General features: G+C 44.2%; 17 protein-coding genes and 1 pseudogene. 11 read left to right on the top strand and 7 right to left on the bottom strand.

Translation table 11 applies throughout. The features are described 5' to 3' along the window. Positions 1–559: 559 nt before the first annotated feature. Positions 560–1,594: pseudogene (locus tag B5J94_RS13465) on the top strand (NAD(P)-dependent alcohol dehydrogenase); the annotation flags it as partial. Positions 1,595–1,665: 71 nt separating this feature from the next. Here B5J94_RS13465 and B5J94_RS13460 read toward each other — a convergent pair. Further along, positions 1,666–2,166, bottom strand: coding sequence for an isochorismatase family protein (locus B5J94_RS13460; RefSeq protein ID WP_062498851.1), 501 nt, complete (start codon positions 2,164–2,166; stop codon positions 1,666–1,668). Positions 2,167–2,329: 163 nt separating this feature from the next. On the opposite strand from B5J94_RS13460, the gene dcm reads away from it, so the two are divergent. Genes dcm through B5J94_RS13445 form a run of 3 tightly spaced genes read left to right on the top strand, consistent with a single transcriptional unit; the run spans position 2,330 to position 5,357 of the window. After that, positions 2,330–3,286 carry a DNA (cytosine-5-)-methyltransferase gene (dcm, locus tag B5J94_RS13455; RefSeq protein ID WP_062498850.1) on the top strand — a complete coding sequence of 319 codons (957 nt, stop codon included), beginning with the start codon at positions 2,330–2,332 and terminating at the stop codon, positions 3,284–3,286. Next, positions 3,279–4,391: a phospholipase D-like domain-containing protein gene (locus B5J94_RS13450; RefSeq protein ID WP_062498849.1), complete on the top strand. Its 1,113-nt coding sequence runs from the start codon at positions 3,279–3,281 to the stop codon at positions 4,389–4,391. The genes dcm and B5J94_RS13450 overlap by 8 nt, the downstream gene beginning before the upstream one ends. An 18-nt stretch (positions 4,392–4,409) precedes the next feature. Beyond that, positions 4,410–5,357, top strand: a complete 948-nt coding sequence (locus tag B5J94_RS13445; RefSeq protein ID WP_062498848.1) for a GlxA family transcriptional regulator — start codon at positions 4,410–4,412, stop codon at positions 5,355–5,357. Between the two features lie 6 nt (positions 5,358–5,363). Here B5J94_RS13445 and B5J94_RS13440 read toward each other — a convergent pair whose 3' ends face one another. The 4 genes from B5J94_RS13440 to B5J94_RS13430 are packed head-to-tail and all read right to left on the bottom strand — an operon-like array spanning position 5,364 to position 7,714. Beyond that, positions 5,364–5,999, bottom strand: coding sequence for an SIR2 family NAD-dependent protein deacylase (locus B5J94_RS13440; RefSeq protein WP_211271101.1), 636 nt, complete (start codon positions 5,997–5,999; stop codon positions 5,364–5,366). Then, positions 5,969–6,274 (bottom strand): hypothetical protein, encoded by a 306-nt coding sequence (locus B5J94_RS14565; RefSeq protein WP_062498846.1) that lies wholly within the window; start codon positions 6,272–6,274, stop codon positions 5,969–5,971. Before B5J94_RS14565 ends, B5J94_RS13440 begins: the two co-directional genes overlap by 31 nt. Continuing rightward, positions 6,267–6,893, bottom strand: a complete 627-nt coding sequence (locus B5J94_RS13435; RefSeq protein WP_062498845.1) for a hypothetical protein — start codon at positions 6,891–6,893, stop codon at positions 6,267–6,269. The genes B5J94_RS14565 and B5J94_RS13435 overlap by 8 nt, the downstream gene beginning before the upstream one ends. Then, on the bottom strand, positions 6,890–7,714 hold the full coding sequence (locus B5J94_RS13430) for a Sir2 family NAD-dependent protein deacetylase (protein WP_062498844.1): 825 nt from the start codon (positions 7,712–7,714) through the stop codon (positions 6,890–6,892). The genes B5J94_RS13435 and B5J94_RS13430 overlap by 4 nt, the downstream gene beginning before the upstream one ends. A gap of 112 nt (positions 7,715–7,826) precedes the next feature. Here B5J94_RS13430 and B5J94_RS13425 point away from each other — a divergent pair, with 112 nt between their 5' ends. From B5J94_RS13425 to B5J94_RS13395, 7 genes are all read left to right on the top strand, one after another. Continuing rightward, positions 7,827–8,165: a winged helix-turn-helix transcriptional regulator gene (locus B5J94_RS13425; RefSeq protein WP_062498843.1), complete on the top strand. Its 339-nt coding sequence runs from the start codon at positions 7,827–7,829 to the stop codon at positions 8,163–8,165. Between the two features lie 93 nt (positions 8,166–8,258). Beyond that, on the top strand, positions 8,259–10,151 hold the full coding sequence (gene parE / locus B5J94_RS13420; RefSeq protein ID WP_062498842.1) for a DNA topoisomerase IV subunit B: 1,893 nt from the start codon (positions 8,259–8,261) through the stop codon (positions 10,149–10,151). A 1-nt stretch (position 10,152) separates the two neighbouring features. Then, positions 10,153–11,565, top strand: coding sequence for a tRNA lysidine(34) synthetase TilS (gene tilS / locus B5J94_RS13415; RefSeq protein ID WP_062498841.1), 1,413 nt, complete (start codon positions 10,153–10,155; stop codon positions 11,563–11,565). Between the two features lie 124 nt (positions 11,566–11,689). Further along, positions 11,690–12,532: a pyrroline-5-carboxylate reductase gene (proC, locus tag B5J94_RS13410; protein WP_062498840.1), complete on the top strand. Its 843-nt coding sequence runs from the start codon at positions 11,690–11,692 to the stop codon at positions 12,530–12,532. A 307-nt stretch (positions 12,533–12,839) separates the two neighbouring features. Continuing rightward, positions 12,840–13,409: a YggT family protein gene (locus B5J94_RS13405; RefSeq protein WP_062498839.1), complete on the top strand. Its 570-nt coding sequence runs from the start codon at positions 12,840–12,842 to the stop codon at positions 13,407–13,409. A gap of 137 nt (positions 13,410–13,546) precedes the next feature. Further along, the gene (locus B5J94_RS13400; RefSeq protein ID WP_062498838.1) at positions 13,547–13,795 is read left to right on the top strand and encodes a DUF2789 family protein; all 249 of its coding nucleotides are present in this window, start codon (positions 13,547–13,549) and stop codon (positions 13,793–13,795) included. A gap of 149 nt (positions 13,796–13,944) precedes the next feature. Beyond that, positions 13,945–14,709, top strand: a complete 765-nt coding sequence (locus B5J94_RS13395; protein WP_062498837.1) for a sulfite exporter TauE/SafE family protein — start codon at positions 13,945–13,947, stop codon at positions 14,707–14,709. A gap of 60 nt (positions 14,710–14,769) precedes the next feature. On the opposite strand, the gene B5J94_RS13390 is transcribed toward B5J94_RS13395, so the two are convergent. Both B5J94_RS13390 and lspA read right to left on the bottom strand, forming a co-directional pair. Next, positions 14,770–19,197, bottom strand: a complete 4,428-nt coding sequence (locus B5J94_RS13390; RefSeq protein WP_062498836.1) for a S8 family serine peptidase — start codon at positions 19,195–19,197, stop codon at positions 14,770–14,772. Positions 19,198–19,326: 129 nt separating this feature from the next. Further along, positions 19,327–19,872, bottom strand: a complete 546-nt coding sequence (lspA, locus tag B5J94_RS13385) for a signal peptidase II (RefSeq protein ID WP_079364197.1) — start codon at positions 19,870–19,872, stop codon at positions 19,327–19,329. Positions 19,873–20,035 lie beyond the last annotated feature (163 nt).

Here is a 20,035-nt window from a genome sequence, read left to right as displayed (position 1 = left end):
GATTTGGGGGTCGGTTCAAGTTCGTGCCTTTTTTGTTGGGTAAAATGGGATTTTTTAAAGTTTAATTAAATTTGATTTTGGTTGTTTTTATAAAATAAATAAAATTGGGATTTGAATAGATTTTAAAAATTGGTGAATGGGGTGTTTATTTTTAATTGTTAAAATGATTAAATGTAATTATTTAATTTTAAAAAAATACGCCAATTGGCAGTAAGGTGCGTATTACGCACCCTATAATATTGGGTTATAAAAATGATGTTTTAGCTTTTTTGGTATTGTTCATCAACAATACCTTTGGGTAGATTTGTAGGGGCGAATTATATTTGCCCTGTGATAAAGTGTTGATTTTTGGGCGAATGTGATTCGCCCCTACACGTCCAAATTTTAAAATATATCTTTATTGAACAACACCCTTTTTTATTAAGCCCAAAATCAATCATCATTCAAACTAATACCTACCTATCACAATTATCAATTTCCAATAATAACCCAAACCCTTTATAATACCCATATTTTCAATCATCTAGGAACACTCATGACCTATCCTACCCAATCCTAAGCCGCATTTAGCCCAACCACACCACTTGCCCCACACAGCTTTGAACGTCGTGAACTGCGTGCCGATGATGTGCTGATTGACATCATGTATTGTGGCGTGTGCCATAGCGATTTGCACACCGCTCGTAACGACTGGGGCTTTACCCACACTTATCCGATTGTGGTCGGACACGAAATCATCGGACGCATTGCCAAAGTTGGCGACAACGCCCAAAAATTTAAGGTAGGCGATTTGGTGGGCGTGGGCTGTATGGTGGATTCTTGCCGTACCTGCTCGCCATGCCAACACGGTTTGGAGCAGTACTGCGAACACGGCAACACAGGCACTTACGGCAGTCTTGACCGCCATGACGGCACGCTAACCCAAGGTGGTTACAGCACGTCTATCGTGGTGAGCGAAGATTTTGTGTTAAAAGTATCCGAAAACCTAGACACCCAAGCGGTCGCCCCACTACTGTGTGCAGGCATTACCACATACTCGCCCCTACGTCATTGGAAAGTTGGCAAAGGCACCAAAGTGGGCGTGGTCGGACTGGGCGGACTGGGGCATATGGCGGTCAAACTTGCTCATGCCATGGGGGCGGACGTTACGCTCTTTACCCGTTCGCTTGGCAAATCCGATGACGCTTACCGCTTGGGGGCGAGCCGTGTGGTGCTGTCTACCGATGAAAATCAGATGAAGGAAGTGGCAAACACCTTTGATGTCATCATTGACACCGTGCCATACACCCACGATTTAAAGCCTTATGTGCCGACACTTGCTTTGGACGGCACGCTGGTGCTGGTCGGCTTGGTGGGCGAGCTGGAACAAACCATTAACACCGTGCCGATGATTATGGGTCGCCGTAGCATTTCTGCGTCTGTGATTGGCGGCATTGCCGAAACCCAAGAAATGCTGGATTTTTGTGCCGAGCATAATATCGTGCCAGATGTGGAGATGATTGATATGCAAGACATCAACACCGCCTATGAGCGTATGCAAAAAAGCGATGTGAAATATCGCTTTGTGATTGATATGGCGAGTTTGAAGGGGTAATGCTGTTTGTGGGGAGTAGGGAAACACCGCTCAGCGAATCGTTGGGCGGTGTTTTTTTATGATTTAAAAATTTAAACCACATCAATCCAATCACGGTCGGCTAACGCTTCTAAGGCAATGCCGTGGATAAGCTCACTCGGTGCGGTACAAAGGCTTGATAAGACACGGATTTTATAGCCTTTGGCAAGGGGTGATAAGGCGGTGTGGGTTACGCAGTTTTGGGTCATGATACCGCATACGTCCACCTGCTCAATGCCGTGTTCTTTTAAAATATCCAGCAAACCCGTGTTTAAAAAGCTGTCGGCATGTGCCTTTTGTACAAGCGGTTTGTTCGCCAAAACGCTCGCTACCGATGAATACAGTTCCGCTCCGTGCGAGCCTTTGGCAAATAGCGGATAATCTTCCGCCATGATGTGCTGAACACCGATGACAAGCGTGCCGTTGTCGGATACGCTTTGGGCGTGTTTGGCGATGTCTTGGGCGATAGCGTCCACGTTGAACTGGTCAAATTTGCCATTTGCCGAGCCGAAATATTCGTTTTGTACGTCAATAACTAATAGGGCGGTTTTCATAAAAGAGCCTTAAAATGAAATGGATTTGGCGATATTTTAGGGCAAATGGTGCGGTTTGACTATGGGCAATATTGCCATTTATCGCAAGGATTTTGCCAAAATTTAGATGTTAATCTTTGAAAAAAATGCTATAATTACAAGTTTAAATTAATGATTTTTAGAAATGTCCAAATTTACGTTTATTGATTTATTTGCAGGTGTTGGCGGTTTTCATTTTGCATTAAAAGAGCTTGGTGGCGAATGTGTTTTTGCCAGTGAGTGGGATTTAAATGCTCAAAAGACATACTTTGCCAATCATGGTATTATGCCTTATGGTGATATCACGCTTGATGAAACCAAAAATCAAATTCCGCAAAATTTTGATATTTTGTGTGCAGGTTTTCCTTGTCAAGCATTTTCGGTTGCAGGTTACCAAAAAGGATTTTCTGACAGTCGTGGTACATTGTTTTTTGATATTGAAAAAATTGTTGAAAAACACCGTCCAAAAGCTGTGTTTTTGGAAAATGTTAAAAATCTTATCTCGCATGATAAAGGAAATACCTTTAAAATTATTTTAGATATTTTGGAAAATAAACTAAACTATCAAGTTTTTTACAAGGTTATGAATACCGCAGAGTATGCCAATATTCCCCAAAATCGTGAGAGAATTTTTATTGTTGCTTTTGATAAAGATATTTTTAAAAATATCAATTTTGAATTTCCAGAAAAAATTAAATTAACCAAAACCATTCATGATATTTTGGATAAACAAAAACAAGATGACATTTTTTACTATCAAAAATCAAAATATTATGAGCAATTAAAACAAGAAATGCAAAATAAAGACACCATTTATCAATGGCGTAGGGTTTATGTGCGTGAAAATAAAAATGGATTATGCCCAACTTTAACGGCTAACATGGGAACAGGTGGACATAATGTTCCTTTAATTATAGATGACTTTGATATCCGAAAATTAACCCCAAAAGAATGTTTTGCATTTCAAGGCTATGACATGAATAAATTTGTCATGCCTAATATTGCCAACAGTAAGCTGTATATGCAAGCGGGAAATTCGGTAACCATGCCATTAGTTAAGAGAATTTCTGAAAATATCATTAAGGAAATTAACAATGATTAGATATAATGATGATTATTTAGAATTATTAAAAATAATGACTTCATTATCAGGACTATTTAGTGATAATAAAGTGCCTTATTTATATTACAGAAATGCAGAAAATTTATTTTGCTATGCTCTAAATGCTAAAAATTTAAGTCGTGATGACAGTGCATTTGACGCATTGCTAGAAATTAACGGCATAAAAACAGGTATTGGCTTAAAAACTTTTATTTGTGAAAAAGAACAAAAATTAGAAAAAGTTGCAGAATTTAACCAATTAGCCAATAAAGAATTTCGGCATTTGAGTGGCGATGAGTTGGTTTTTGCTGTTGCCAATGCAAGAAATGAGCGAATTGATTTTGCCAATAGATTATATGGTGTTAATCAAGCAATATATCATTTGGTGACTAGGCGAGAAAATGAACTTAGATTATTTGAAGAAAATTACGATAAAATTGATGTTAATAAAATAAAAATTAAGAAAGTTAAAGATAATGGCATAGAATTTACAGATTCTATTCATGATTATAATTACAGTTTTTCCAAAAGTACTTTATTTAAAAAGTTTCATTTGCCAAGCGATTATTTTTCATTACCAGTAGAGATTATTTCTGAACCTTATGATTTATTATTACGATTTAAGGAACTAATTGAAAGTCAAAACAAACAGACAGAACAAAAAGAATTTGTTGTTTTGCCGTTATATTCCACTAGAAATGGCTTAGTCCCCGAAAGAAGTGGATTAAATCAATGGAATGCTAATGGTAGAAAACGTAGCCTTGATGAAGTTTATATACCTATTCCTGTACAAATTCATCAAAATTTCCCTAGTTTTTTCCCAAGTCGAGATGAGCCTTTTGATTTAATCACGCCTGATGGCAAGATTTTAAATGCCAAAGTCTGCCAAGAAAACTCAAAAGCCTTAATGACCAATCCAAATTCAGCATTGGCAAATTGGTTGTTGCGACAATTATTGAATTTAAAAGAAGGCGAAATTGCAACCAAAGAACGTTTGGAGTTAATGGATTGTGATAGTGTGATTATTACCAAAAATAGCCAAAATCAATATGAGATTGACAAGGCAAAATTTGGTAGTTATGAGCATTTTATAAATAATATTTGAAAATACCCATAAATACCAATGCACACCCCACCCAAACTTACCCTATACGCCCAAAACGGCTGTCATGATTTTGTTTTTAATTTGCCATTTTCGCTGTTTCAAGCCCAAGTGGACGGCAAGGCGTTGTTTGATTTTAGTGTATGTAGCGATAGCGGTCGTGCGATTATGACCGAATTTGGGGCGAAGATTGCCGTGCAGGGTAATTTAACGCTTATGGATACTGCTGACATCATCGTGATTGCAGGGTGGGTGGGCGATATGCCAAGCAGGGTATTTGTGGAAAAATTGCAATCAGCTCACCAAAACGGCAAAAAAATCATTGGCTTATGCTATGGTACATTTGGGCTAGGTTATGCAGGTATATTGGCAGGTCGTACGGTGGTTACGCATTGGGCAGGCGAGCGGGCATTTCGGGAGCTTTTTGCCGACATCGCCTTAGACGGCAACCGCCTGTATATTGATGACGACAATATTTTAACATCGGCAGGGGCTTCGGCAGGTCTGGACTGTTGTTTGTATTTTATCCGTACGCTGTATGGTGTTAGCGTGGCGAACCATTTGGCACGGGTCTATGTGTCCGCTCCGCACCGTGAGGGCGGTCAGGCTCAATTTGTGCAAATGCCTGTAACGAGCCATACCAAAGATGATAAGATTAACGAGTTGCTTGATTTTCTTAGCAAAAATCTGGCTGATACGCACCGATTGGACGAGTTGGCGGACAGGGTGCATTTGTCCAAGCGAAGTTTTAACCGCCATTTTAAAAATGCCACCAATATGACCTTATCGGAGTGGCTTATCGCAAAACGCTTAGCCTATGCCCAAGAATGCTTAGAGACGAGCGATGATAATATGGAGCTTATCGCCCAAAAGGCAGGTTTTGGCACGGCAAGCAATTTGCGTATGCAGTTTAAGGATAAATTTGGCGTGTCCCCACAAGCGTGGCGAAGAAGTTTTGGGGGTGGGTAGTATGCATTAACCCACCCCAAGCACCCCAAGCGTGTCCTTTTGCACTTTTAAAATATCGGCGTGTATCGCCAATCCCTTATGTGCCAATACTTTTGGGATAATGGCATGGTGCGGATTAACCGTGACATAAAAAGCATTGGGGAGCTGATGAGTGAGTTGCCAAAACGGTTCTTGGATAAACATCGGGGTCATTCGCCCAACGCCAAGTTCCAAAAATACGATGTTTTGACCGCCAAACTCGTCCAAAAATTCACGGGTTTTGCGGTATTCGTCTTGGTATTTTTTGCCTTCCAAAAACACGGTCGAACGCACCCACGGTTCCATTTCTCGTCCACATTTTGGGCATTTGGGGATATGCTCGTCTGCCAAGCACAGGTCATCATCGATGAGTTTGTCCAATTTGGGATAAATCTCGCTGGCATCATAAATCTCATCATGACACCGCCGACTGCACTGAATATACCGCCAGTCGCCCTGAATGGCACTGACCTTATCCGTGCCAAACACTTTTTCAAATTGAAAATCCTGATTGGTTGTCATTACATGAAAAGTCTTATTTTTCATGAATTTGGCAATGTCGGTATACGTCTCACCCACATCAGCGTCCAAAATCATGCTAATCCAATGGGCAAAAAACCCCATCGCTCACGGCTGTTTTGATAGCGATGATACAAGCCGTCAAAACCGCTCTGATAGCCGTATTTGTCCCGAAACGCACTCATCTGACGCACAAAATGCTCATCAGGCTCATAATAATGGCGAAAACCACTCGCCGCCGACATTCCGCTTGCCCCACCCACCAAAATGGCGTCCGCTTGTGTCAATTTATCGGCAAACAGGCGAATTTTGTCGTCATACGCCAAATCCACCCCAACAGGTGCAATTTCTGAACCAAAACTAAACCCATATCTAGACATTTAATAGCCCCTTTAACTCGCTTACAGAATTTGGTACATCATCTTCGGTGGCAAGCACCAACTGCTTGCCAAATTCTGCTAATTGTTTACTTTCATCAATTCTTAAAAACTTCTTATCCAAAGCGTCCAAACCCAGCCGATAACGGTCTAGTGCGTCTGCGTCTTTAAATAAGCGATATAAAAATAAGGCATTTTTATTATTATCAGACTGTTTGGAAATTTCATTCATGCCAATATCATCAGGCAGGTCATGATAATAACTTGCCCAATAACTTTCTTTATAAAAAGGCAATTCATGCTTTTGACAATAATCTTTATAATAATCCGCCCCACGTTTGCCATGCCCGATATCATAACCGTCATCAAATCGTTTGCTGTCGTGAAATACGGCGGTATGACAAAGTATGGTTTTGCTTTTATCATCAAGCCTCAATTTATCCGCCAATATCAAGGCATATAACAGTACTCGCCCACAATGATTGATACCGTGCAAATGACTGTCAAAATGAAATGCTATTTTTTGGCATAACAATTCATACCAATGGTCAAAATCATTTTGCAGGTGCTGATAAATTGTTTGATTAAAAATATTGGCGTGTAAATATTGCTGTAATGTCATCTTGTTGCCCAATCGTGAATAACGCTTGCCAAATCGCCATTGATACCCACCGAACGATTTGCAATTTCATCGGGTATCCACAGATCGCCTTTATTGACGCTGATATAGAAGGCATTGGGATTTTGGTAGGTGTATTGCATAAAAGGTTGTTTGATGAGCTGATTTCTTATGCCCACGCCCAATTCTAATAAAACCGTATTGCCATGTTTGCCCTGTGCCAATATGTCTTGATAGGCGTGTCTTTTTTGTTGCCATGTTTTATCAAAAACAAAATGCTCATCAAGCTGAACGTGGATTTTTAATTCGCCACCGCATTCTTGGCATTTGGGAATGTCTGATGTGACAATTTCCCCATTTTCTATTTGTGCCAATTGGGTCAAAATATCCGTGCCGTCAAATACGCTTTGGCAGGTTTGGCATTCTAAATCTTTGCCTACGCCTTCAATTTCAAACAAGCGATTTTCATCAAAACCTGCTAGGCGAAAATGGTTGTCAAAATTACTGGTAACAACAAAATAATTTTTATCTTGGACAAGCTGATACAAATCATTCATCACGGCAGTAACGGGGCGTTTGATGTTCATATAATGATAAAGTCTGGCAAAATACGCCCAATAATTTTCGGGGGCAAACGGATAAAAACACCCCCGAATGATGTTATTAAAACCAAACTTTTGGGCAAAATCGCCAAAATGGTCATAAAAATCTTGGTTTGAGCCAAAAATATGAATGCCTTCACTAATGGATAAACCGTTGCTTGCCCCGATGATGAGCGTGTCGGCAGAGTGGATTTTGTCTAAGGCTTGCTGTAATTCATTCATAACGCATTGCTTTTTGTGGATAGTTTGGTTATTATAATTCATATGATTTTTTAAACAAGTATGCACTTTTTTGGTAGATACTATCTTTTTGGATGGTTAAAAGGATAGCGAGATGACCGATTTTGTTCCGCTTAGTTTTGATGATGAAACGCCTTATTTTAATTACACCTTGTCTATTATTAACGGCAAATGGAAATTGTTGATTATTTTTGTATTGGCAAAATATGAAGTGGTGCGATACAACGAATTACGGCGACTTTTGGGCGGTACGATTACCTTTAAAATGCTATCAAACACCCTAAAAGAAATGGAAAATGACGGCTTGGTCAATCGCAAAGAATACCCGCAAATCCCACCCAAAGTAGAATACAGCCTGACCGATAAGGGACTGTCTTTAATGCCTGTGGTGCGTGCGATGTGTGATTGGGGTGGGAAGAATTGTTCGGCGTAGGACGATGTGGCAAATGTGAACGGCTAAATCCCAACATTCCCAACACCGCCAAAATCGGTTACAATACCCCTTTTTATTATCCATAAAAGCACAATGACCAACTACACCACCCAAAACCTAGAAGTCCTAGAGGGGCTAGAACCCGTCCGCCGTCGCCCCGGTATGTACACCGACACCACACGCCCCAACCACCTTGCCCAAGAAGTCATTGACAACTCGGTGGACGAGGCGTTGGCAGGACACGCCAAGCACATCACCGTAACCTTGCACGCTGACGGCTCGCTGTCGGTGCTTGATGACGGGCGGGGTATGCCCACCGACATTCATCCTGAATTTAAGCAGTCGGGCGTGGAGCTGATTTTGACACGCCTGCACGCAGGGGGCAAATTTAGCACGGACAATTATGCCATTAGTGGCGGTTTGCATGGCGTGGGCATTAGCGTGGTCAATGCCTTATCCAAGCGTGTGGACGTGGTGGTGTGGCGAGACGGCACGCAGTATCAGATGAGCTTTGAACATGGCGTACCGACAACGTCCCTAACCCACGAGCCGTCTCCCACCAAGAAAAAACGTGGCACACAGGTGCGATTTTGGGTAGATGAGCAGTATTTTGACAATCCCAAATTTTCTATCAAATCGCTAAAACACAACCTAAAAGCCAAAGCCGTGCTATCGGCAGGGTTAAAAATTGACTTTGTGAGTGAAACCGAGCCGTCCGATAGCGAAAGCTGGCAATACACGGACGGCGTGGTGCAGTATTTGACCGAACAGCTTGGCGAGCTTGCCATTATCCCTGATACGCCATTTTATTTTAGTCAAGAGCCGACAGGGGGCGAACGTGGCGGAGCAACGTTTGCCATAGCGTGGCTACCCGAATCAGGCACGCCCATTTGCGAAAGCTATGTCAACCTAATCCCCACCGCACAAGGCGGTACGCACGTCAATGGGCTACGCACGGGCATTACGGACGCACTGCGTGAGTTTTGTGAAATTCATAGTCTTTTGCCCAGAAACGTCCGCCTAACCGCCGATGACGTGTGGGACGGGGTCAATTATATTTTGTCCTTAAAATTTGCCGAGCCACAGTTTAGCGGTCAAACCAAAGAACGCTTATCAAGCCGTGAAGCGTCGCCACTGGTGCAAACCCTTGCCAAAGACGCATTTAGTCTGTGGCTAAACGCCCACCCCGACACCGCCAAAGCCATAGCCGAGCTTGCCATTAGTAAAGCAGGCAAACGGCTAAAATCCGCCCAAAAAGTCGCCCGCAAAAAAATCACCCAAGGCCCTGCCTTGCCGGGGAAATTAGCCGATTGTAAGGGCGAGTTTAAAGACGGAGCGGAACTGTTTTTGGTGGAAGGCGACAGTGCAGGCGGGTCTGCCAAGCAAGCCCGAGACCGCCATTTTCAGGCGATACTGCCCTTGCGTGGCAAAATCCTAAACACATGGGAAGTCTCGCACGACACCGTATTATCCAGCCAAGAGATACACGACATCGCCATTGCCATTGGCGTAGACCCAGCGTCTGACGATTTGTCCGAATTACGCTATGAAAAAATCTGCATTCTGGCGGATGCAGACTCGGACGGCTTGCACATTGCGACCTTGATTTGTGCGTTGTTTGTCAAGCATTTTCGCACGCTTGTGGAAGCAGGGCATTTGTTTGTTGCCATGCCCCCACTGTATCGCATTGACATCGGCAAGGACGTGCATTATGCCTTGGACGATGATGAATTGAACGCCATTTTGAAAAAAGCAAAATCCAAAGGCAAACCGCAAATTACCCGCTTTAAGGGCTTGGGCGAGATGAACCCCGACCATTTGCGTGAGACGACCATGAACCCTGATACCCGCCGTTTGGTGCAATTAGACATTGATGATTTTGCAAGTACCAGTGGCGTTATGGATATGTTACTTGCCAAAAAACGAGCGTCCGACCGCAAGGCGTGGCTAGAACGCAAGGGCGATTTGGCGGATTTGGCGGTATAAGATGACCGCTTGCCCCATTTTGTCCGCCTTGTCCGCCCTAAATGACGTGCCTTATCCTTTATATGTGGCGTGTAGTGGTGGGCGAGATTCGCTCGCTCTGGCGTATGGTTGTTATCTGTTGTATCAGCAGGGCAAATTGGATACATTACCCACGCTCCTGCACGTTCATCACGGTATGCAACAGGCAAATAACGACTGGGCGAGACTGGTGGGAGCGTGGGCGGACGAGCATGGATTTGACTGGCAAATTCTGCCTTTAACACTGACCAAAAAAACCGAAACATCAGCACGCACCGCCCGTTATCAAGCACTCATGGGGGCGATGACAGATGATGGCGTGCTACTGGTGGCTCATCATGCCGATGACCAAGCCGAGACGGTGCTTATGCGACTGATTAATGGAGCAGGCGTGCAGGGCTTATCAGGCATGAGAGCATGGCAAGCCAAAACCGTACAAGGGCGGACGATGAGCCTACATCGCCCCTTGCTCGGCGTATCTCGGCACGAGATTACCGCATTTGCCCACGCCCACGCCTTGCCCTATGTGGACGACCCAACCAATGACACAACCGACAACGCTCGCAGTCTTATCCGTAATGACATCTTACCACGCCTAACCGCCCTAAACCCCAAGGTTCGCCAAAACATCGCCCGCACCGCACATCTCATGAATGACGCTTACGCACTCATCAGCGAAACGGTGTTTGAATTGGTTAAAAAATGCACCCTTGATACGACCCACACGCCTTTTGTGAGCTGTTTGGACATTCATGCATTACGCACGCTGTCGGCACATGAGCAGTCGGCGGTGGTGCGGTTTTTTGTGCAAGCGGATAACCCCCTACCGCCCAGCTATCAGACCGTCAGCGATACCCTAGCATTGACCGCTCGTGATGATGGCGACCACAGTACAAAGATTTTTTGGCAAGGCGGTGATGATGGCGATGACGTGAATGGTAATGGCAGGGCGGTGGTGCTGTGCCGTTATAAAAATGCCCTGTATCGCTATCATCACGAGCTGTGGTTGTTATTACAAAATGAGATGAGTGATGACAAAATCGCCCTAAATTCATCTAAAATTATCCTAAAACAAAACGCCACATTTGCCATTTTTATGGATTTTCATGATGGTTTGCGTGAATTGTTGATGGATAAATCGGCTTATATTCGACCTGTTCGCCGTGATGAGCGGTTGCGGATTTATGAGCCGTATATGGATAAGGACGGTCAAACCCACATCGGCTTTACCAAATTAAGCGGTAAAAAACTCTACCAACGCCTAAGCATTCCCACATGGCACCGTGCTAATCTGTGGGGGTTGTATGTCCATGATGAGATGGTGCTTGTGATGAGCATGGATAAGTGGTGGCTGACTGACAGTGCTATGTTCCATGCCTTGCGTGGGGGCGTTTGATGATGGACGGTGGGGGCGGACGTTGCTTGTGGTGGATAGAGTGTGAAAGTTTTGCACAATTGGGGCATTTCATGTAAAATGGCGGATTGGTTAGAATTTTAAAAGAGTGATAATAGGACAATACATGACGGACTTTCACGCATTACAAAATAAAACGGTGGTATTCATCGGTGGCGGTAACATGGCAGGGGCGATGATTGGGGGGTTATTGACCGCCAAACGTTGCCATGATTTGACCTTGACCGTTGGCGTGTCGGACAAAAATACCGATAAGAGAGAATGGTTCGCCAGTCAAGGCGTATTGACCGCCACACCTGACACCGCCCATGAACTCATCACAAAGGCGGACGTGGTGGTGCTTGCCGTTAAGCCCCAAGTGCTGATGGACGTTGCCCCAAGCCTTGCCCCATATTTGGCGGATAAGCTCGTCTTGTCAGTGTTGGCAGGCGTGCCATGTGCGACACTCCAACGAGCCTTAGGCTGTGGGCGTGTGGTGCGTGCCATGCCAAACCTACCGTCTGCGGTGGGAGCAGGGGCGACAGGGCTGTATGCCGATGAGACGGCAAGCCCGTCCGATAGGGACGTGTGCGAGGCAGTCATGACAAGCTGTGGCGTGGCGGTGTGGGTGGACGATGAGACCAAACTGCACGCTGTTACGGCGGTGGCAGGCTCTGCTCCTGCGTACTTTTTTTATGTGCTAGAACACATGACCGCCCAAGCGGTGGCGATGGGGCTGACTGCCGATGATGCTCATCGTTTGGCGGTGCAGAGCATGATAGGGGCAGGACTGCTTACCAAAGATGGCGACCCACAGGCACTGCGTATGAGCGTAACATCAAAAGGCGGAACGACCGCACAGGCGTTGGCTTCGTTAGAGCGTGATGACGTCGGCGGTGCGTTTGGGCGGGCGATGGTGGCGTGCTATGACAGAAGTGTGGAGCTGGGTGCGTTATTTGATGATAAATAATTTAAATTTTACTTCATTCCCAACTTAAAATAGCAACTTATTAATTTTTTAATCATTATTTTGGATTGTAGGGGCAGTTTATTCGCCCTTGATAAATCAATTGCTTATAAGTTGAGAATGGAGTAAATATAATCATTTAACTTCAAAATACGCCAATTAACGGTAAGGTGCGTATTACGCACCAATAAGATTTTTTATTTAAAAGGTGCGTGGTACACACCTTACCATACTAAAATTTAATCACAATTTGCCAATATTATTTAACCCACATCATTTTAACAATGACTGATGATAGAAACTACCACTTATGAATGAACCGATTACCATTATTTTTAATGTCGTTGTCAATTTTGCCTTAATCATTTGTTTTTTAAGGTTTATGTTTCAGTTCGCTGAGATTGACCCCAAGCACCCTTATGCCAAAGTTACCTACATGCTCTCGGCGGTGGTTACGCTGTTTGGGCGGATTTTTCCTGATTTGGGTAAGGGGCGATTTAGTACATCGGCGGTGGTGCTGATGTTGCTTTTGACTTTTATCAAGATTGCGGGCATGGCGAGCATTTTGGGTAAGCCCATGACTCCGCTTGTGCTGTTTTTTAGTGGCAGTTTGACAGCGATACTCTCGCTCATTGACATGTTCCAGTACATCGTGCTTGCGTCGGTCATTCTAAGCTGGGTCATCATGCTGTTTCAGGTCATGCACCCACTCATGGAGCTTATCATGCAGATGGCAGAGCCAATTGTCGCCCCATTTCGCAAAATCACGCCCAATCTGGGCATGCTTGACTTTTCGACATTGGTTGCCATTTTGGTGCTGGCACTTTTGGAGATGGGCATTCGCATTGTGGGCGGTAATATCTTGTCGGCATTGGTGTAGGCTTGCCTTTGATTTTTACATTTATATAAAAATTAGCACATAAAGTACACAATACCTTGTCCAAATTTTGTTAGAATAAAGCTAAGTTTAAGGACTTACCATTCATTTATTTACTTTGGACTATTTTGGAGAATGCCATGTTAGATAATGCCGACCACACCATGAACGACCTATTTGCTCAGCTTGGTCTGCCAAATTCAGACAGTGAGATTGATGCTTTTATCAAGGCAAACCAACTGCCAGAAGGCGTAACCTTAAAAGAAGCTCCGTTTTTTGATGAACAGCAGCTCATGTTTATCCAAGAAGAGTGGAAATTGGATGCTGTGTGGGCGTTGGTGATTGATGAGCTAAACACTCGTTTACATGAAGACAATAAGCCTGCTTGATTTAACTGCTTTATTTGCATGATGTTAAACACCGTTTTATGCGGTGTTTTTCGTTTTTGGAATAAGCAATGACTTATCGTGCATATCACTTTTTGGGTAAAGTTTGCGATAATTGCCCACGTTTTTATGATTTGGAATAAGGGCAGTTCATGCTATCACAATTTGATAATAATGATTGGATTATCATTGTCTTTTTTGTGCTTGGGGCGTTGTTGCATGGGATTACCGGTTTTGGTTATCCCATTGTCGGCACGGCAATTATTGCCAGTTTTTATGAATTAAAAGTGGCGGTGGCGATGGTGGTTGTGCCGTGTATTGTCTTAAATCTCATCATGCTACGTACAGGCGGGACGATTATTGGCAATACCCTAAAATACGGCAAAGAGTATTTTTGGCTGTTTTTGACAAGTTTTATCGGTGGGATTATTGGTGTTAAGCTGTTATTGCTATTCCCAGAGAGTTATTTAAAAATTTTTTTGGGTGTTACACTGATTTTTTATGTCATTACCCAGTACACCAAATATCGCATTAAGTTTAAAAAAGACAATCTTACGATGGCAATTTTTGGGTTTATTGCAGGGGTTATCGGCGGTGTTACCAATGCCATTGTGGCGTTTTTGATGGTTTATTTGTTGGGGACTGACCGCACCAAACATGAGATGGTGATTGTTAATAATATCAGCATTTTGATTACCAAGATCATTCAAATCGTCATGCTTGCCCCTGTGATTATTGGGTTTAGCAATAAGCAAATGTGGCTACTTGGCATTGTGATTTTTATTTCGCTATTTTTTGTGTATATCGGCTCATATATTAGAAATAAACTCTCCCAAGAGATTTTTAATCATGCCATTGCTGTGATGTTGCTGGCGTTGGGCGTTTATGCGTTGTGGCAGGGCATTCGGATTTTGTAAAAAGCTTGAAAACAAAAAAACGGTTCAATGTTGAACCGTTTTTTATGCTTGTACGATGACTTAGAAACGACTGCTTAGGGTAAGCTGTACACGGTCGCCATCTGACTTTTCGCTTTTAAAGTAGTCATAATCTAGGCTGACTCGGTTTCTTGGGTCGATCTGATAGCTGGTGCCAACGCTGGCTTGGATTTTGTCTTTGCCAGTCTCCCATGCATCAAAAGCGACATCGGTGTTGGTGCCTGAGTAAGCACTGGTAACGGTGGCGTCTTGTTTAAAGGCGTTGTCGTATTGTAGTCCTGCTTGGACTTGCCATTGGGGGCTGATTTGATACTGGGTATCTACACCAATGGTGCCTTGCCAACGGGTGGCATCGATGTCTTTGACTACCACAACACCGTCATCAAAGTGGGTATTGTCATGCTGATATTGATGATAGCTGACCCCGATGTATGGCTTGATGCTGGCGTTGGGGCTTAGAGCGTGTGATGTGCCAAGGTGGATACCGCCAGCATAGAGCTGACCGTCATATTTTTGTTTGGCACGGGTGTTGTTTTTGGCATCACTGCCCAACACACCTGCTTTTGCCCATAGGGTGCCTTTGATGTTGTTACCTACATCGCCATTAACACCCACAGTTACGGCGGCGACGTCTGTTTTGATGTTGTGATTGGTGTTGCCGTTTTGCTCATCCAGTTCAAGGCGACCTAGGTCAAGCTGTAAACCTAAGCCAAAACGCTCGCCTGTTTTTGCCACGCCAATGCTTTGGTTTCGAACTTCACGCTCGCTTTGACTGCTTGGCAGGTCAAGCTCATATTCTTGATAGGTGCTTTGTAGCCACACGCCATTGGGGGTGTCTGCCATGTTTTTGGCAAAATTGGTCGCTTGGGTGCTACTTTGCTCGATGGCGTGGACGGCGTTGTTGGCATAAAAAGCAGGGTCAAGGGCAAATAAGGCTTCGTTATATCTGTCGCCAATCACGGCAGGCGTGCCAGATGTGTTAAGCAAGGATTTGTTGGTTGCCATTGACATTTTGTTGGCAAAACCTATGGCAAAGGCTTTCTCGTTGGTGGTAAGTGTGCCTGCATCATCTTTGGTATCTAGTTCGCTAAGCACTTTGTCTATGTTTTGCTCAACCATACGTCGCCCGATGCTGGCATTGCTACCACTGCCCATGTTGGTCAGTTTGTTGCGTTTGGCACTGACGACCACATCAGTTTTGGTGGTGGCATCAGGCGTGGTCTTGCCATCGGTGCCGACTGTGCCACTGTATTCGGTTTTGATGATGCTAAATAGGGCGTTGCTGGATGTGACGGTGTCAAAAGTACCGCTTAGCTCGCCTGCTCTTAGCACGGTGCTTTTTGAACCGGTCTCTTTGATGAGTCCATCTTGGATTTCATCATACAAGTCCAGCGTGCCGTCCAAAGTGGCTTTTTCGGTAACGGTCAAAAGATTACCAAATTTGGCTTTAAAGGTGCTGTTGCCATCCATGGTATAAGTGCCATGAATGCTTAGATTGCCTTCGTTATTGACCGTACCACTGGTTTGTCTGACGTTGCCCGTTGTGCCATAGCCTGTCAGCTCGCCACCTGTGACATTGATGACTGAGTTGCCGTTATTGCCGTTGATTTCAAGTACGCCTTGCTCAACGGTGGTGGCACCTTGATAGGTGTTATTGCCTGTTAGGACAAGTTTGCCATCACCAGCTTTGGTAAAGCCGTGCTCACCTTTGATGTCGTTAGAGAAAACAGACACGGTGTCTTTGTCTGTGACATCTAGTACGACATTATCCCAATAAAAACCGCCATAGCCTTGGGTGGCAGCGATGGTGTCTAACAGTCCCCAGCCGCTTTCATGCGTGATGTTTTTGCCACCGATGTTTTTGATGGTGCGACGTTCATGCCATGAAAGGTCTGCTTCCACATAATACTTGTCTTCATAGGTATAGTGGTCGATATCATTTGGCTTGACATCAACTTGTTTGAGTCCTTTGTATGTTGGACTGCGTTCTTTGATGTCGTCAAAATCTTGGGCAGTGCTAAGCAGGGTCTGCACCAGATTTTCATTTTTCATCCAAGAATAAGCCCCCTTGACCAGTAGGGCGGTGCCTGTGACACGAGCGGTGGCAGGAGATGTGCCTTGATAGCTGATGAGCTCGCCCGTGTTGTCATGGCTGATACTGGTGGATGGTGCTGATAGGCACCACTCGGCAGCATCGCCACAGTGGTTGGCTTGGTAGAAGTCTTCACGGGGTGATGACACCGCCAAAAAGCCTTTTTTAAAGTCGGGGTTGAGCTCGGGAGCGAGTCTTTCGCCATAGGTTGTGTCTTTGCCTTCATTGCCTGTGGCGTGGATGAGTAGAGCATCTTTATTGACAATCAGCTCATGAATGGCACGCACCTGTGGATGCTTACTGTTTTTGGTGTCGTCATCAGGGGTATGCTTTTTGGCGGTGTTTAGCCACTGATTGTCACTCTCATTGGCATCTGGTGTGTAGCCCCATGAGTTATTAAAAATCTGGACGCCGTGAGTTTCGTTTAGTTGTAGCATGGCGGTGAATTCATCGCCTTCATTGCTTTTATCGCCATCGGTATAAGCGTGAATGGTGGCATTGGTCATGCCGTTATTACCTGCAATGATGGCTGCCATCTGAGAGCCGTGTGAATCGACAGGTTTGTACTGTGCATAAGGCAGGTGATTGGTGCAGTGGTTGCTGGCAGAACAATCCACCAAAATAGTGTCACTTAATTTTGCTCCGATAAGGTCAAGGTTCTTAGGATCTATGCCACTATCTATTACACCTACGTTAAGCCCAGTGGTATCGATGCTACTTTTTAGCTCGTGTAGTTTTTTGGCATATTGCTGTTGGCTTAGACCATAGAAAATCTCTGTTTTGTTGCCAAAGGTTTGGTTTATATTGCTAATGTAGTTATCCATGTCAGAGTAACCTGTGATGGTTCCTTCTTTGGCGGTGGGCTGGACGATGTTGGCTTGACGCTCATAAGTGGGTTGTTGTTTTTTGATGACATCATCATCCGTGGGGGTGACATAGGCACGAGCTTCGGTAACTGCCACTTGCTCCACAGCGGTTTTTGTCTGTGCCAAAATCGTCTCGGTACGCTTTAATACTTCTTCGGCACTTGCCACAGCGGTTTGGGCGATACTGATGGCTTCGTTATTGGCACTGATGGCTTGGGCATCGTTTAGCGCTTTTTTGGCATCGTTTAGCGCTTGTTCTGCTTGGGTCTTATCCTGTACTGCTTGGGTTTGGGCGACTTCGGCATTTTTTAGGGCGTTTTCAGTGCTAATCAAGGCAGCCGCCTGCTCGGTGGCAGTGTCAGCGGTTTGTTTGGTATCATCTAGTTTGCCTGCGATGTCATTTGTCCGCTGATGAATGTCTTTGGCAGTGGCGATGATGGTGTTGATTTTATTCGTATTGTGGTTTTGTTGTTGGGTGTTGTGATTATCGATGACGCCCTGTGCCTGTGTGATAACCTGCTCTGCTTGTTGTTTGGCTTGTTGGGCTTGTTCTAAGGTTGTGTTGGCATCGTTTAGAGCATGCTTAGCACGATTGATGGCATCTTGGTTGCCTATGGTGTTAGCAACTTTCAAAGCACTTTGGGCTTGGGTGATGGCACTTTGGGCTTGGCTGATGGCACTTTGGGCTTGGCTTATGGCATGCTGGGCAGTGTTTAGAGCACTTTGGGCAGTATCAGGGCTGTCTGCTTGGGTTTTGGCCTGCTTTGCTTGATTACTGGCATAATTTAGCGTGTTGGTTGCTTTTTTGTTGATGGTGATGGCAGTGTCAATTTGGGTGTTGGTCTGTGCCAGCTGTTTTGCTTCTTCTTCGGCACGTCTGGCGGCCTCTTCTTCGGCTTTTTTCTTAGCCTCTTCTTGTTCTTGGGCACGTTTGGCGGCCTCTTCTTCGGCTTTTTTCTTAGCCTCTTCTTGGGCTTTTGCTTGTTCAGCGTTTAGGTGATTTTCCTTAGCGATGCGTGCCTGTTCTAACAGTTCATTAGCCTGTACTTTGGCAGCTTCAAGTTCGGCAAATAACTGCTTGGCATGAGCCTGCTTTTGGGCTTCAAGTTTGGCAAGTTCCGCTTTTTTGGCATTATCATTGTCAAGCCCTGCTTGATATTTTTGTTTGGCAAGTGATTGAGCTTCTTTTTCAATTTCTAGCCAAGCGTGGTATTTGTTATTGATGGTATTTTGTAGGTCGTTTGCTTGATTGGCAAGATTGGCATCGGCGATTTGAGCGGTCTTTATCGCTTCTTTGGCATGTTTGATGGCATCGCCGTAGACGTTTTTTGCAAGTTCGGCACGCTTGTGTGCTTCTTTGGCACTGATGGCAAGTGGGTCGGCATGATTGATGATAAGATTGGCATGTCGTGTGGCATTCATGTCATCATCAATGGCACAGCCTGTGGCACTCATTGCCACAAAAACCGATACGACAAGGGGTCTTAGGATGAAATGATGGTTGCTGTTCATACAATTACCTATGTATACAAAATGAATGTTTACAGACCATTGTAACACTTTTTGGTCGCTTTTGTAAAAAAGATTAAGTCAATTTAAGTGCATTCTTTGTATAAAATGACTAAACATGGGTAAAATCCATCATGATACGCCATTTTTACGTTTATTTTCCAAAAATAGCATGTCCACCATCACAAGTCCCATACCGCCCATGATCGCCATGTCCGCCACATTAAACACAGGATAATGCCACATATTGGCATAATGAACATGAATAAAATCAATCACATGACCATATAAAAAGCGGTCAATGACATTGCCAATTGCCCCACCTAACACCAAAGCAAGCCCCCATGCCAGAATTTTGGCATTTTTGGGAATTTTGCGAAGGTAGACCATGATGAATGCTGATACCAAAAGCCCCAATGTGGCAAACAACCACTTTTGCCAACCACCTTGATTGGCAAGAAAACTAAACGCCGCCCCACGGTTGTAGGCAAGCGTCCAGTTTAAAATCGGCTCAATGACGCTTACGCTATTGCCTTCTACCACAAGCCATTTTTCAAAAAAAATCTTGGTCGCTTGGTCAAGGATAAGTACGACAAGCCCAATAAGATAATAAAGCGTGGCTTTATTGGCGTTGGGCTGTATCGGTGGGGTGGTGCTGTTTTGGGTATTTTCTGACATAATAAAAATTTCTTAAAGTTTTTTGGGTGATAAGGTGTGTCATCAAGCATTTCTTTTTTGGCAATAAAATAAGTCATTGTCCGTTTATTTTTTGCCTTGCTTTTTAATGGGGCGTAGGTGCATATTACGCACCTTACTATCATAAGGGCGAATGTCATTCGCC

The organism is Moraxella lacunata (assembly GCF_002027545.1).
Classification (GTDB): Bacteria; Pseudomonadota; Gammaproteobacteria; order Pseudomonadales; family Moraxellaceae; genus Moraxella; species Moraxella lacunata.
This window is presented reverse-complemented; position numbering and strand designations above follow the sequence as displayed.

Coding starts and splice junctions, on each gene's coding strand:
- B5J94_RS13460 (WP_062498851.1), bottom strand. CDS start 2,166: ATGAAAACCGCCCTATTAGTTATTGACGTACAAAACGAATATTTCGGC.
- dcm (WP_062498850.1), top strand. CDS start 2,330: ATGTCCAAATTTACGTTTATTGATTTATTTGCAGGTGTTGGCGGTTTT.
- B5J94_RS13450 (WP_062498849.1), top strand. CDS start 3,279: ATGATTAGATATAATGATGATTATTTAGAATTATTAAAAATAATGACT.
- B5J94_RS13445 (WP_062498848.1), top strand. CDS start 4,410: ATGCACACCCCACCCAAACTTACCCTATACGCCCAAAACGGCTGTCAT.
- B5J94_RS13440 (WP_211271101.1), bottom strand. CDS start 5,999: ATGGGGTTTTTTGCCCATTGGATTAGCATGATTTTGGACGCTGATGTG.
- B5J94_RS14565 (WP_062498846.1), bottom strand. CDS start 6,274: ATGTCTAGATATGGGTTTAGTTTTGGTTCAGAAATTGCACCTGTTGGG.
- B5J94_RS13435 (WP_062498845.1), bottom strand. CDS start 6,893: ATGACATTACAGCAATATTTACACGCCAATATTTTTAATCAAACAATT.
- B5J94_RS13430 (WP_062498844.1), bottom strand. CDS start 7,714: ATGAATGAATTACAGCAAGCCTTAGACAAAATCCACTCTGCCGACACG.
- B5J94_RS13425 (WP_062498843.1), top strand. CDS start 7,827: ATGACCGATTTTGTTCCGCTTAGTTTTGATGATGAAACGCCTTATTTT.
- parE (WP_062498842.1), top strand. CDS start 8,259: ATGACCAACTACACCACCCAAAACCTAGAAGTCCTAGAGGGGCTAGAA.
- tilS (WP_062498841.1), top strand. CDS start 10,153: ATGACCGCTTGCCCCATTTTGTCCGCCTTGTCCGCCCTAAATGACGTG.
- proC (WP_062498840.1), top strand. CDS start 11,690: ATGACGGACTTTCACGCATTACAAAATAAAACGGTGGTATTCATCGGT.
- B5J94_RS13405 (WP_062498839.1), top strand. CDS start 12,840: ATGAATGAACCGATTACCATTATTTTTAATGTCGTTGTCAATTTTGCC.
- B5J94_RS13400 (WP_062498838.1), top strand. CDS start 13,547: ATGTTAGATAATGCCGACCACACCATGAACGACCTATTTGCTCAGCTT.
- B5J94_RS13395 (WP_062498837.1), top strand. CDS start 13,945: ATGCTATCACAATTTGATAATAATGATTGGATTATCATTGTCTTTTTT.
- B5J94_RS13390 (WP_062498836.1), bottom strand. CDS start 19,197: ATGAACAGCAACCATCATTTCATCCTAAGACCCCTTGTCGTATCGGTT.
- lspA (WP_079364197.1), bottom strand. CDS start 19,872: ATGTCAGAAAATACCCAAAACAGCACCACCCCACCGATACAGCCCAAC.